We start from the raw sequence: 13210 nt of genomic DNA on the forward strand, positions 1-13210 counted from the left end.
TTTTAAAACGAATCTTATCTTAATCATGCTTTTCATAATCACGCCAGTCCCCGAGGTGGTGGCTGAACAAAACGTCTCGATAATCATTCAGAACCACAACTGCTCCTATCTGACTGAGTAACGAAGTGAACGCTAAAATGAAAAAAGAAAAACCCAGGAAGGATTTCTCTTTGTTTCATTGCTGTTTCGGCATACCTGGTGGATAGTAGTAAGGCGGAACTTTGATCCAGCCTCTCTTCCTCATGACATCTTTCAGTTCCACACCAAACTTCATTTTTTCTATCATGGTCTGGGTGAACAACAAGCTGATATCATTTCTTATGGATTGACTCGCTGATACGGCGCAATGCATGACAGCGGCCATCGTTTTCATGCTGAGGCCATTCATGATTTCATCGTCAGTCAGTTTGACCCCTAGCGGCACAGCATTCGAATCCGAGTTAGGGCGTTGTTCACTTGTGCTTGGTAAATGGACGCCTTCGGTTTTCATGAATTCACGGAATCGCTTCCCCTGCTCATCACATTGTTTAAGGCTGTCTGTCAGCATCTTATGGACAACATCATCATTGGTGGTATTCAACCCTATTTGGATATAGACAGTCGCTTCATCCATTAATGCCAGATACATCCAAAGGCTCATCACCTCTCCTACATGCAAAGGATTTTTCGGTTCATCATCCAACTTCATTTGTAAGTAATCTTTTATAGACGCAAATATGTTTGTCATGCTACACCTCCTGTTATTCCGTATTTTTTCCTGCTTAATAAGATTCATACTGAAAAACTATTGTCCGCTTATTTACATTTTTAAAAATTAATTAGAAATAATAGGAGAAAGGAGGTGTGGGCATGGCAAATCCATTTGAAACAGTTTGGAATACACTAAAAACAGCCATTGATAACATAGACGAACCTAAATCTCCATTACATATCATTGAAGCAGGGGATTGCTGGAACTATCTAACACTTATGGAAGAATTCATTCGTTACGAAGAAATCGGCTTGAATACAACGACGGATGATGAGGTTAAGGAGATGTTGAAAGACATTATAAGTCTCTGTGAAGGCCAGGTTAAAGCTTTATCAGATTTTATGAAGAAAGAAGGAATTCCGCTGGCTGATGTAACATCAGCAAAGCCGGAGTCTGAGCCTAATGATATTCCTCTTGGGGTGAAATTGACGGATGATGAGATTACCAATGGTATTGCTTTTAAATTGGTGACTTGTATGACGGCCAGTGCCAAAGGTCAGGCGGATTCAGTACGGAATGATGTCGGTTTGATGTGGTTTGGCTTCTATACAGAGTGGACAACGTTCGGTACTACTTTGAAAATGCTGATGAGAAAACGTGGTTGGCTTAAAGTACCACCTTATTATTATCCGCCTGGCTTGCCTGACAAATAACCGCATTTTTTTTAGAAAAGGGGTGATGAATATTGGATAACGGAAGTACTGGAAACATAGAAAGTAAAATCTTGGAACACCAGAAAAAAAGAATCTAGTGTCGTCGGAGCTGGGAAAACTGTTCGCAAATTATCAAGGGGATTCCGTATACAGCTGTGTTTTTGAACATTTCTTAGAAGTGGTAGAAGATGATGAGGTACGGGATTTTGTTGATATGGCACTTTCATTTTCAAAAAAACATCTTGAGCAAATCAGTATGCTGTTCAAACATGAGAGTATCCCTATTCCTACTGCATTCGGAGAACAGGATGTACACAGGGGAGCTCCGCGGCTCTTCAGTGATATATTCATGGTATTTTACACAAGAGAAATGGCCAGAGCTGCTTTTTTAGCCTATGGTTCTGCTCTGTCGACCTCCTATCGCCAGGATGTGGTCTCTTATTTTGAAGGTTGTTTGCAAGACTCTGTTCAAGTATATAAAAAAGCGACTGCACTTTTACTGTCTAAGGGCTTTGACATCACAGCACCAGAAATTCCGTATCCGGCTAAAGTGGATTTTGTTGAAAAAGAATCTTTTATTTCAATAATTGCAGGTAAAGGTCGACCGCTACTGGGCGTGGAGATCAAACATCTGCAAGTAAACATCTACACAAATGCTTTGGGAAAAGCCCTAATGCTTGCTTTCAGCCAGGTTGCCTCTTCAGAAAAACTCAGACAGTTTTTTCGGGAAGGCTCCCAATTGGCTGGCAAACAGATCACAGAGCTGAGTTCCTTCCTGCAAAGAGATGATTTGCCAAGTCCCCGGGTGCTTGATGACCAGGTGACTGATTCAACAATCTCGCCATTTTCAGATAAGTTATTGTTATCACATGCGTCTATAGCCACTGCCACCGGTATTACGAATTATGGGCCGCTTTGTCAAAGATATTGCGACATGACATTCATACTCAACTTCTGACACTTTCAACAGGGGTTGGCAAATATGCCAATGATGCTTTGAATATGATGATCGAGAATGGATGGCTGGAAGAACCGCCAACTGCTGCCGACCGCAAAAAGCTTTCGGAGCAGGAATAAAAGCTGATGAATAATAAAAAACAACTCAAATTATGGGTTGTTTTTATTTTCGATTTTTTTTGACAAGAACTCCTATTGACCACTCTGGTCAACGAGGGGTATCATGTAGTTGACCGGAGTGGTCAATGATATATCCGACTCCGTGGAGGTGTTGCAATGGATATAAAATTTTTCAGTATTGATCAAGAAAAGCAAGACAGGATATTGAATGCTGCTTTAAAAGAGTTTGCTATGAAAGGCTATAAAAATGCCTCCACAAATGAAATTGTGAGAGAGGCCGGTATTTCTAAAGGGTTGTTGTTTCACTATTTCAAGAGTAAAAAAGACTTGTATCTGTTCCTGTTCGATCATTTTGTAGACATTTTGATTGAGAAAATGAAGCAGGAAGTCAATTGGAAAGTAAGGGACATTTTTGTGAGAAACCGAGAAATGGCTGTAGTGAAAATGGAATTATTTCACGAATATCCTCAGGTGTTTGATTTTTTTAATGGAATCTTCTTTGAAGAGGATAAGGACATAAGCAAAGAATTGGAATATCGCAAAAATGAGTTTTTGAGCAAAAACTACAGGGATATGATGAAAGATATCGACACTAGCCAATTCAGAGAGGGAGTGGATATCGAGAAAGCGGTAGACATCATCGCCTGGTCGCTGGAGGGATTTTCAAACAGAATACAAGCGAAAGTTAAAGGAATGAATCTGCAAGAAATAAATATAGAAGAAACCCTTGCTCAAATGGATGAATATCTGAATGTGTTAAAAAATTCATTTTATAAGTAAGCTCAAGGAAGAGGGGGAGAGGGTATGGCTGTATTAAAAACGAGAAACTTAACCAAGAAATTTGGGGAATTCACGGCCCTGAACGGAGTCGACATCGAGGTGAACCAAGGGGAGGTCTTTGGCTTCATTGGTCCTAATGGGGCAGGTAAATCAACAACCATCCGAATTCTGCTGGGTGCCTTAAAAGCATCCAACGGAGAAGCAACAATCTTCGGAAAGGATGCATGGAAAGATGCAGTCGACATTCACAAGAGGATAGCCTACGTTCCAGGAGACGTGAATCTCTGGCCGAATCTGACCGGCGGGGAAGTCATCGACCTGTTTATGAAACTGAGAGATGTAGTAAATAAGGAAAAACGTGAAATGCTTATTGAGAAATTCAACTTGGACCCGACGAAGAAATGCAGAACCTACTCAAAAGGGAATCGCCAGAAGGTAGCCCTTGTTGCCGCGTTTGCATCTGACGCTGATCTCTATATCCTGGATGAACCGACTTCCGGTCTGGATCCGTTGATGGAACGGGTTTTCCAGGAATGTGTCGGGGAAGTGAAAGCAGAAGGGAAAAGTGTTCTGTTATCAAGCCATATTTTATCAGAAGTAGAAAAGCTATGTGACCGAGTCGGAATTATCCGCCAAGGACAAATCATAGAAACAGGCACATTGACTGAGCTGCGTCATTTAACCAGAACTCATTTACTGCTGGAAACCATTCGGCCGCTTGACTCGCTTGATCAGGTTGCAGGCGTACATGATATCAAGAAAAACGGTGAAGAGGTTTCCTTCCAGGCAGACTCCGAAGAGCTTGATAATGTCATTCGTTTTGTCAGCGGCTTTGGAATCAAAAGGCTCGAAAGTGCACCTCCTACGTTGGAAGATTTATTCATGAGGCATTATGATGCTGACAGGACGGTTACCGTTTCAGGAGCCGGAGGTGAATCCTGATGGCTGGCCCCTTGTTCAGTAATACAGGTATGTTGATACAGACCATATTGCGTCAGGATCGAATTCGGATTGGGATATGGATTGTATCGCTGGCAATTTTGTCATACATGACGGCAGGAGCGTTTAAAGGTTTGTATCCTACAAAGGAAAGCAGGCAGGCGATTGCCGAAACGATGATGAATCCTGCCATGACGGCAATGCTCGGTAAATCTTATGGTATTGATAACTATACGTATGGTGCAATGTTTGCTCATGAAATGCTTCTTTTTACCGCGATTGCAGTGGCCATCATGAGTATTCTTCTGACTGTCCGCCATACCCGTGCCGAGGAAGAAGAAGGACGAATTGAGATGATTCGGTCGCTTCCCGTAGGAAGGCTGGCTAATTTGAATGGGACGCTTTTGGTTGTAGCTTTAACAAACGTCCTGCTTGCCTTCATTGTCGGTTTAGGATTGTATGCAATGGGAATCGAAAGCATAGATTTGAAAGGCTCTTTGCTTTACGGAGCCGCCCTTGGTTCGACAGGACTATTTTTCTCAGGCGTCACATCAGTTTTTGCCCAGTTGTCTGATTCCTCAAGAGGAACGATTGGTTTTTCTTTTACCATTCTGGGGGCGGCCTATCTAGTCAGGGCTGTTGGAGACGTAAGCAATGAGACGCTTTCCTGGTTTTCTCCGCTCGGCTGGATTCTTGGGTCAGAGGTTTATGTCAACAACTACTGGTGGCCGATCATTTTAACTGCCGCTGTTTCATTGGCACTTATGTTTCTGGCATTATATCTGAACAGCATTAGAGATATAGGCTCAGGTTTTCTGCCATCGAGGCCTGGTAAAAGATTCGCTTCGGTGTTTTTGCAGAGCCCTTTTGGCCTGGCAGTAAGGCTTCAACGGACGGGCATGATTACATGGGGTGTCGGAATGCTGCTCATGGGTGTTTCTTACGGTTCCGTTTTTGGTGACTTAGAATCCTTCTTCAATGAGATTGAAATGATGCAGCAGCTTTTGCCTTCTGCAGATGGATTTTCTCTGACAGAACAATTCACGGCAAAGATAATGTCCGTATTAGCGATAATCAGCACAGTGCCAGCCCTCATGGTCGTCTTTAAGCTAAAAGGAGAAGAAAAGGCTCAGCGCACAGAACACATTCTTGCACGTCCCGTATCAAGAACTCGTTTGCTGGGCAGCTATTTGGCACTATCACTCATTGTCTCAATAGTCATGCAGGGTATTGCCGCAATAGGTCTTGGTGTAACAGCAGACGCGGTGTTGGATAAAGGAATTGGCTTAACGACTTTTCTTGAAGCCGGAATGGTCTATCTTCCTGCAATATGGATGGTAATCGCGCTTGGCGTGCTCCTTGTCGGCTTTCTGCCTAATCTCACAGGGGTGACGTGGATGTATCTTGGATATTCGTTCTTCGTCATCTACCTTGGCGGTTTATTCCAGTTTGACGAATGGGTGGGAAATCTGTCCCCGTTCGGCCATATACCGGAACTGCCGATTGAGAAGATGAATATCTTAAGTATTAGCACTTTGACATTAATAGCCCTCGTTGTCATGGCTGCCGGTTTTGTGGGGTACAATCGTCGGGATATTCAAGGGTGAATTTTTTGGCTCATCTTCTTAGTGGGGGATGGGCTTTTTTTAAATTTACCCCTATCTTTATTTAGAAGGTGTATTGGATTGGGTGCTGGGTTTGATACTCACATATTAATAGTCGATAGATTATTATGTGAGTGTAACAACATACAAATCAGGGGAAGGTGATTTACTAGAATAGGGGAAAATCAACTGCCAATCTAGTATGCGCTAAACTGCAAAATGATCTACAAAACAAAAAGGGCAGGTAAATAGAAACATGCTGTCAGGGCAGTTTTTTTGAAAATGAATCCCCCTGAAACCAGGAAAGCCGCCATCCAGGCGGCATTTCAAATCATTATGCTTTTACCGTCTCTCCAGCAGCTGTTCCATACTTTATTACTGCAGGTGTGAAGAATCCGATAAATCCTGACAGCATCCCAAGGGCACCGCCATAAAAATAAATTTCATGCACACCGACTGCATCAATCAGCCAGCCACTGGTAGCCTGCGCGACGGGGGTCATTCCCTGGGCGGCGATCAAAATGATACTGTATACACGTCCCATCATATGCTGTGGAATGATCATTTGCGAGATGCTCTGTTCAAGTACACCAAGGGTAGCGCCGGCAGCACCGATCAATGCCACCAGAAAAGCGACCTGCCAATGATTTTGAGTAAACCCGATAAAGAAAATGATTGTACCTTGCATGAACAAGGTGGCCATCTTTGCGCGAAGACTGGGTCTCCTAATTACAATAAAAACTGACAGCAAAATCGAAGCGACAATTCCTCCGGTTCCCAGTCCAGCTTGCATCTGACTCAGCCCTGGTGCACCAACTCCGTATTCTTCTGCAAGAAAGGGAAGACCGACAAGAATTGTACTCATGGCCATATTGCCAAAAACAGCGGTTACAATGATGACAAGAAGGATAGAACTTCCTGCGACGAATCGTGCACCATCAAGCATGTCGGATAATACTGATTTTTTCTCTGTCACAAGTTCTTTTACTATAGGCAGCAGTTGGATAAAAAAGAGGGTAGCTGCCGAGATCAAGAAGCTGAAGGCAGTGAGCGTAAAACTGAGGGTGAAACCAAACAGATTGATTAAAACGCCACCCAGGAGCGGCCCAGCAATCGCAGCTATCTGCCAGGTTCCCGTCAGTACGGAATTGGACTGTGTATACTGTTCTTTATGAACGATCCGCTGGCGAATGGCGGTGACTGCTGGCCAATAAAAAGCGTCCACTATGCCAAAGATCGTCCCCAGCCCGAAGATAAACGGAAGGGATACATGTCCGGTCAATGATGTGCCAGCATAAGTAAATAACACAACTGCTCTCAGTGTATCTGACCAAAACATCACAATACGGGAAGAGAAGCGGTCAACCACAATCCCTCCGAAAAGCATAAACACCACACGGGGAACCCCGACAAATAAGAGAAAGGTACCCATCACTACACCTGAACCGGTCATCTTAACAATGAGCCAGGATATAGTAAGAATAAAAATGGCATCTCCCAGTGTAGAAAAAAGATAACCCAACCAATACATAACAAAATTTCTGCTTTTAAAAATCTCCCATTTCCCCATCTGAACACCTCTTTACTTTGGTTCCTAATACTTCCATAATATCCTAAAAAAGTCAGGGTGCCTATACACTTGAAAGCGATTTCTTAAAACTGTCAAGAAGAAATAGGAGGGAGTTATTATAAAGAAAAATGGTGCGGTAGGGGAGCAAGGCGATGTTGGATAGGAATGCAATCTTTTGCAATCAGATTCATGTTTAGGGGTACCTGACTATTTAAGTTTCTTAGGGAATAGTCCGTCTTTTTCAGTAGACCCAAAAAAATAGTCAATTTCTCTTTGAAGCCCCTATAATTCACCTACTAAAAGGTAACACAAACCCATGAAGCCCAGCTCTCCTCCGTGTTTCCGTTAAATTAGTCACTCCTGCTGCTCCGCAAAACCGTGATAAACCCATCCAGAATGTCATGACTGACCTTGAACCCTTTCCGTTTATAAAACTCTAAGGCATTATCATTCCCATTTGAAACAAAGATAAAGTAGTCCTCAATATCATTAAATTGATTCAGCCAATCCATGGACATTTTAAATAAGGTGGAGCCGACTCCATACGCCCTGTACTCTTCTTTTATATAAAATTGCGAAAGACATCCCACATTTTCCTTGCTTACAGATGAAAGGTCAAAAAAGGTCGCAAAATCACTGTCATAGGCCTCTTTGGGTGAAATATTGGAGTAAACATATCCTACAATATTGTTTCCGTCTTTTACTGCTGCCAGATAGTTATGTATGGCTTTGTTCAGAGAAGGGATCATCCTTGTTTCAAAGTTCATGTTGTCAAAAAATTCAGGACTGATGGAGGCTCTAGACTTCTGAAACGCCATAAGCTCATTGCATGTATCTCTCAAACACTCGGCATCTTCTTCACTTATAATTTCGTATTGTAAATTCATTAGCAATCTCCTTTAATATTTTTTAATACTCTCAAGGCAGTTTTAAGCTCCAAAAGAAGGAAACATGTCCTTGAGGAAAGTCTTCAAGAGAATTTTCAGGCTTGACAGATATACACTTATGAAAACCCCAAACCAGCTGTTCAATCACATGCCTTTTTTACTACTTAACCAGATTCACCCCGGCGTGTAAATAAGAAAACAGTCGCAATACTCAAAAAAAAAATTTATTGATCTATCAATAAAGGTAACGCTTACATGAATATTTCAGGAAAAATGTGTATTGACTTCCAGCAATATAGGGATTATTATCCTGTATAGAATTAAAAAATAATTTCATAAATTCAATTATCAAGAGTGACCGAGGGATCAGGCCCTATGACGTCCGGCAACCTCCAGTATGGAACGGTGCTAATTCCTGCAGAGTGATTTCATTCTGAAAGATAAGTGATCGATACACGGATGCTTCTTTCAGTTGAAAGGGGCATTTTTTATTTTGGCAAAAAAAGGGGGTACATCATGATCAAGATAAGGAATCTGGTTAAAGAATATAAAACGAAGAAGCAGACCGTCATTGGTGTGGATCATGTTTCTGTCACGATCAATAAAGGTGAGATTTTTGGGATAGTCGGTTACAGCGGGGCGGGGAAGAGTTCATTGATCCGTTGCTTAAACCTTCTGGAGAAGCCGACTTCGGGGGAGATCATTATTGACGGGCAGGATTTGACAAAGCTTTCGTCAAGGGATTTGAGGCAGGCACGCCAGAAGATCAGCATGATTTTTCAGCATTTTCACTTGATCAAAGCGAAGACCGTGTTTGAGAATCTTGCATTTGCTCTTAAAGCGGCCAGGGTTCCCAAAGCTGAAGTAAAGCCGAGGGTGACAGAGTTATTGAAAAAGGTTGGATTGAGTGATAAAGCGAATGCCTATCCTGCCCAGCTCAGCGGGGGGCAGAAGCAGAGAGTGGGAATTGCCCGGGCTCTGGCAAACAATCCTTCGGTTCTGTTATGTGATGAAGCAACATCCGCTCTCGATCCGAGTACAACAAAGTCAATACTCAGACTCTTGAAAGATATCAACAAAGAACTAGGGTTGACCATTGTGCTCATCACACACGAAATGGAAGTGGTGAAAGAAATCTGTGACAGGATGGCCGTGATGCAGGATGGGAGAATTATAGAGGAAGGCTCAGTCTACGATTTGTTTGCTAATCCTCAAGAGCACTTGACCCGGCAATTCATTGAGAATATCCTGCAGTTTGAGTTGCCGCCGCATCTGCTTCAGTCCAGACAAGGTAAGCTGATTAAAATCCAGTTCAAAGGGTCGATTGCTGAAGAAAGTGTTGTTTCTGATGTCTTCCAGAAGTATAAAGTGAGAGGCAATATCCTGCATGGGAAAATTGAGTACATTCAGAATATACCTTTGGGAATCTTCATTATGGAATTGATCGGTGATGCCGCGGAAATAGACGCGGCCATTCGTTATATCCGTATTAAAACGCAAAGTTTGGAGGTGCTTGAGCATGCTGCCTGAATCATTGACGGCCATCATACCGGAGCTGAACAAAGCATTTTTTGAAACGATTTATATGGTGGGGATATCGCTTTCCGTATCGATTCTTATCGGCTTGCCGCTGGGAATCTTGTTGTTCGTCACAGATAAAGGGTTGTTCCTTCAAAACAGTTTTATCAAAAAAGTTGTCGGGTTTTTCGTCAATATGATCCGCTCTATTCCATTTATCATTTTACTGGTTGCATTGCTGCCATTGACGAAAATTCTGACAGGGACAACGATTGGTCCAACAGCGGCTTCGGTTTCACTGTCTGTCGCCGGGATTCCGTTTTTTGCAAGAATGGTAGAAACCTCTTTGCGGGAAATTGACAAAGGTGTGATTGAAGCATCGGTATCCGTGGGTGCGAGCCCTTGGATGATCATTAAAGATGTCCTTCTACCGGAAGCGAGGCCAGCTCTTATCCAGGCTGTAACAATTACAACCATCAGCCTTGTTGCTTTTTCCGCGATGGCTGGCATTGTCGGCGGCGGGGGAGTCGGTGACCTGGCAATCCGCTTTGGATATTATCGCTATGACAATGTCATTATGGTGACGACAGTTGTCATCTTGATTTGTTTGGTTCAAATCATCCAGTACACGGGTGATATTTTTGCAAGATTAGTAGATAAAAGATAATAATTTCAGGGGGAAAAGAACATGAAAAAATGGATTTTATTTTTAGCTTTAACAGCAACGATCAGTCTATTGGCTGCTTGCGGAGGGGAAGAAGCGGGCGGTTCAGAAAGCGAAAGCAAGGAAATTACAATTGGAGCAACAGCCGGTCCCTACAGTGATATGGTCACAAAGGCTCTTAAGCCCGGCCTGGAAGAAAAGGGATACACTGTGGAAGTCAGGGAATTCAGTGACTATATCCAGCCAAACAATGCCCTTGCTCAAGGAGATCTTGATGCAAACCTGTTTCAGCACAAAATCTATATGGAAACATTTTCGGAGCAAAACGGCCTTGAATTATCAGAAGTCATTTCTGTACCGACAGCTCCTATGGGCATCTACTCGAACAAGTTCGATTCAATCGATGCAATTGAAGACGGAAGTACTATTGCCATCCCTAATGACCCAACGAATGCTGCACGCGCCTTTCAAATTCTACAGGATGCAGGCCTGATCACATTGAACCCTGATTCTGACCCGCTGACAGTTTCTGAAAAAGATGTGGAGGAAAACGTGAAAAACCTTAAGTTCCAGCCGATTGAAGCAGCACAGCTTCCAAGAGCGGTTGACAGCACAGATCTTTCCGCTGTTCCAGGAAACTTTGCACTGGCTGCCAAGATGGACCTTTTGGATGCCCTTCAGTTAGAAAACATGCCTGACCAGTACCGTAACCGTGTCGTAATGAATACAAAGGATATTGATTCCAAATTAGCACAAGACATCCAAGAAGTTGTGGGATCTGAAGAATTCGAAGCAATCATTGATGAAGAATTCAAAGGGTTTGGCAAACCAGAATGGATGGAACAATAAAGATAGGAAAAACCAGGGAGTCCATGCTTCCTGGTTTTTCACATTATCGGGACCTTAAGCCTAAATTTCTTCTATAAAAATGTTTATCTTCGTTAAAAGAGGGTATAATAAATCGATTCAAGTTTTAACTAAGGAAGGAATATGTATTATGGATTCAACAGAGGTAAACATCATTCACAGTCATCGATACAGGAACTTTGATGAAGCTGCTGACAGCATCCTCAGAATGATCAGCAAAATGTTGGATATCAACACTCTTTTTATAGCAAAAAACGATCGGTGTACAAACGAAATTGTCAAAGTAATCAATAAGGATAAAGTACTATTAAGAAAAGGAGATACCCTTCCTTTCGAAGAGACGTTCTGCAAGGTGAGTGTTGATGTAGGAAAAAAAGTTTTGATTATTCCGGATATTACAAACGATAACTTAACAAAATCACTGAATGTAACGCACAACTTGGGAAGCGGAAGCTTTGTCGGCATTCCCATCTATTATGAAGATGGAAGAAACTATGGAACGATTTGCGGGCTTGATACAAATCCATTTAAGATATCAGAGGAACACAAGGAATTATTTGAAACAATGAGTTCACTGCTTTCCTATGTTTTGGAACTTGATAACGCAAATAAGCAAATTGAAACATTGTCTGCTCCATTAGTGCCCATCACCAATGGAGTTGCAGTACTTCCAATTGTCGGCATCATCAATAATGATCGAGCAGAAACAATTATTGAGTTGACACTGGCCAAAAGTCAGGACATGCAGCTTGAATACATAGTCATCGATCTATCAGGAATTACCCACATTGATGATGAAGTCGTTTTTTCTTTGCTCCGTATCGTGAATTTGATGAAACTGGTTGGTGTTGAACCTATCCTTACAGGTATACGCCCGGAAATTGCAATGCAGGCTGTAAGGTCACATGTTGATCTGGTTAACATAAAAATCGAATCAAACCTTGCCAATGCATTAAGTTATATAGGTTTTTCTTTTCAAAAAAATACATAACCAAGAACCCGGAGGAATCGAATCTCCGGGTTTTGTTTATTTAATAATAAAGATTCTTATAGAATAAATATAATGATATACTTTAATGATTGAAATTTCAGAAATAAAAAGACTGGAGGGTCGTTATGCATCCTATAACAGTGATAGAAATTGTTGCATCCTGTTTGTTTGTCCTGTTGATTTCGGTGCAGCTCGCTTAATGCCAGCCAAGGTAAGGAAAATCAGTTTCATGGCAGCTGTAGTAATTATATTTCTTCTCGTTCTCTTTTTCACAGTTCGCCCATTTTGGGTGGAGTTTCAAGTGACTAAGAAAACGGAAGCTTTGAAAGAGTACTTATCAGAAAAGTATCCGGGAGAAGAATGGGAGATACAGAGGCAGGTGGGAAGGCAATACAACCCCTATCATCTTGAAGTGACTTTTGACAATGAGAAGGATTGGGCTTATACCTATTCGGTTGCGGATAAAAATAAAATCTGTCAAAGTGTCTGGACCCCGCCGGAAGGAATGCTTCCTCGGGAAGGAAAGCATTTTGAGGAGGATTGTGGGTGAAGGTCACCAGTTTAGCGGTGTGTCTGATGAAACAGCAGTAATGTCGTAATTTGATAGGAATAAACCAACCTAACAAACACATCTCACACCAGCCGTCAGAATTCTTAATCAACTGAAACAATACGATTACGGACAGTTGACTTTTTTATAATGTTTCCGGGTTGAAAATAGAAATACTTAGATTCCTTATATAAGAAATGTATAAGCGCAGTGTCTTGGAAATGGCCGCCACAAGCAGAGCTCCTTTAAGGGCTCTTTTTATAAGGAAATGATCTTATGATTAAAAAGAAAGGAAGGGAGTTACACATTACAAAAGCAAAGCATGGAATTGGTTGAATTACTTAAATTTTTAGAATATT

Annotated in this window: 12 protein-coding genes, 1 pseudogene and 1 riboswitch; of the genes and pseudogenes, 10 read left to right on the forward strand and 3 right to left on the reverse strand. The window is 42.0% G+C overall.

Features of this window, described 5'->3' with window-relative positions; genetic code table 11:
* Nucleotides 1-175: 175 nt before the first annotated feature.
* A complete protein-coding gene (locus BSG1_RS01720) occupies nucleotides 176-727 on the reverse strand; it encodes a DUF3231 family protein (protein WP_006835062.1) in 552 nt (183 codons plus the stop codon).
* Nucleotides 728-849: 122 nt separating this feature from the next.
* Here BSG1_RS01720 and BSG1_RS01725 point away from each other — a divergent pair, with 122 nt between their 5' ends.
* From BSG1_RS01725 to BSG1_RS01745, 5 genes and pseudogenes are all read left to right on the forward strand, one after another.
* Nucleotides 850-1404: a DUF3231 family protein gene (locus BSG1_RS01725; RefSeq protein WP_006835063.1), complete on the forward strand. Its 555-nt coding sequence runs from the start codon at nucleotides 850-852 to the stop codon at nucleotides 1402-1404.
* A gap of 97 nt (nucleotides 1405-1501) precedes the next feature.
* Nucleotides 1502-2481: pseudogene (locus tag BSG1_RS01730) on the forward strand (DUF3231 family protein).
* Between the two features lie 156 nt (nucleotides 2482-2637).
* Nucleotides 2638-3261, forward strand: a complete 624-nt coding sequence (locus BSG1_RS01735; RefSeq protein ID WP_006835066.1) for a TetR/AcrR family transcriptional regulator — start codon at nucleotides 2638-2640, stop codon at nucleotides 3259-3261.
* Nucleotides 3262-3285: 24 nt separating this feature from the next.
* Nucleotides 3286-4203 carry an ABC transporter ATP-binding protein gene (locus tag BSG1_RS01740; protein ID WP_006835067.1) on the forward strand — a complete coding sequence of 306 codons (918 nt, stop codon included), beginning with the start codon at nucleotides 3286-3288 and terminating at the stop codon, nucleotides 4201-4203.
* Nucleotides 4203-5807, forward strand: coding sequence for an ABC transporter permease (locus BSG1_RS01745; protein ID WP_006835068.1), 1605 nt, complete (start codon nucleotides 4203-4205; stop codon nucleotides 5805-5807). The genes BSG1_RS01740 and BSG1_RS01745 overlap by 1 nt, the downstream gene beginning before the upstream one ends.
* Before the next feature lie 331 nt (nucleotides 5808-6138).
* Here the strand turns inward: BSG1_RS01745 and BSG1_RS01750 are convergent, their stop codons facing one another.
* Together BSG1_RS01750 and BSG1_RS01755 are read right to left on the reverse strand one after the other, a co-directional pair.
* Nucleotides 6139-7374: an MFS transporter gene (locus BSG1_RS01750; RefSeq protein WP_006835070.1), complete on the reverse strand. Its 1236-nt coding sequence runs from the start codon at nucleotides 7372-7374 to the stop codon at nucleotides 6139-6141.
* 350 nt (nucleotides 7375-7724) lie between these two features.
* The gene (locus BSG1_RS01755) at nucleotides 7725-8261 is read right to left on the reverse strand and encodes a GNAT family N-acetyltransferase (RefSeq protein ID WP_006835071.1); all 537 of its coding nucleotides are present in this window, start codon (nucleotides 8259-8261) and stop codon (nucleotides 7725-7727) included.
* Between the two features lie 342 nt (nucleotides 8262-8603).
* Nucleotides 8604-8708, forward strand: a riboswitch (SAM riboswitch).
* Between the two features lie 69 nt (nucleotides 8709-8777).
* Between BSG1_RS01755 and BSG1_RS01760 the strand changes: the two genes are divergently transcribed.
* The 5 genes from BSG1_RS01760 (at nucleotide 8778) to BSG1_RS20685 (ending at nucleotide 12851) form a co-directional block, all read left to right on the forward strand.
* Nucleotides 8778-9791, forward strand: coding sequence for a methionine ABC transporter ATP-binding protein (locus BSG1_RS01760; protein WP_044022186.1), 1014 nt, complete (start codon nucleotides 8778-8780; stop codon nucleotides 9789-9791).
* On the forward strand, nucleotides 9781-10446 hold the full coding sequence (locus BSG1_RS01765; protein WP_006835073.1) for a methionine ABC transporter permease: 666 nt from the start codon (nucleotides 9781-9783) through the stop codon (nucleotides 10444-10446). Before BSG1_RS01760 ends, BSG1_RS01765 begins: the two co-directional genes overlap by 11 nt.
* A gap of 21 nt (nucleotides 10447-10467) precedes the next feature.
* Nucleotides 10468-11292: a MetQ/NlpA family ABC transporter substrate-binding protein gene (locus tag BSG1_RS01770; protein WP_006835074.1), complete on the forward strand. Its 825-nt coding sequence runs from the start codon at nucleotides 10468-10470 to the stop codon at nucleotides 11290-11292.
* A gap of 148 nt (nucleotides 11293-11440) precedes the next feature.
* A complete protein-coding gene (locus BSG1_RS01775; protein ID WP_044022187.1) occupies nucleotides 11441-12301 on the forward strand; it encodes an STAS domain-containing protein in 861 nt (286 codons plus the stop codon).
* A gap of 301 nt (nucleotides 12302-12602) precedes the next feature.
* A complete protein-coding gene (locus BSG1_RS20685; RefSeq protein ID WP_156791327.1) occupies nucleotides 12603-12851 on the forward strand; it encodes a hypothetical protein in 249 nt (82 codons plus the stop codon).
* Nucleotides 12852-13210 lie beyond the last annotated feature (359 nt).

Origin of the sequence: Bacillus sp. SG-1 (assembly GCF_000181495.1) — a bacterium.
Taxonomy (GTDB): domain Bacteria; phylum Bacillota; class Bacilli; order Bacillales; family Bacillaceae_B; genus Rossellomorea.

Coding starts and splice junctions, on each gene's coding strand:
- BSG1_RS01720 (WP_006835062.1), bottom strand. CDS start 727: ATGACAAACATATTTGCGTCTATAAAAGATTACTTACAAATGAAGTTG.
- BSG1_RS01725 (WP_006835063.1), top strand. CDS start 850: ATGGCAAATCCATTTGAAACAGTTTGGAATACACTAAAAACAGCCATT.
- BSG1_RS01735 (WP_006835066.1), top strand. CDS start 2,638: ATGGATATAAAATTTTTCAGTATTGATCAAGAAAAGCAAGACAGGATA.
- BSG1_RS01740 (WP_006835067.1), top strand. CDS start 3,286: ATGGCTGTATTAAAAACGAGAAACTTAACCAAGAAATTTGGGGAATTC.
- BSG1_RS01745 (WP_006835068.1), top strand. CDS start 4,203: ATGGCTGGCCCCTTGTTCAGTAATACAGGTATGTTGATACAGACCATA.
- BSG1_RS01750 (WP_006835070.1), bottom strand. CDS start 7,374: ATGGGGAAATGGGAGATTTTTAAAAGCAGAAATTTTGTTATGTATTGG.
- BSG1_RS01755 (WP_006835071.1), bottom strand. CDS start 8,261: ATGAATTTACAATACGAAATTATAAGTGAAGAAGATGCCGAGTGTTTG.
- BSG1_RS01760 (WP_044022186.1), top strand. CDS start 8,778: ATGATCAAGATAAGGAATCTGGTTAAAGAATATAAAACGAAGAAGCAG.
- BSG1_RS01765 (WP_006835073.1), top strand. CDS start 9,781: ATGCTGCCTGAATCATTGACGGCCATCATACCGGAGCTGAACAAAGCA.
- BSG1_RS01770 (WP_006835074.1), top strand. CDS start 10,468: ATGAAAAAATGGATTTTATTTTTAGCTTTAACAGCAACGATCAGTCTA.
- BSG1_RS01775 (WP_044022187.1), top strand. CDS start 11,441: ATGGATTCAACAGAGGTAAACATCATTCACAGTCATCGATACAGGAAC.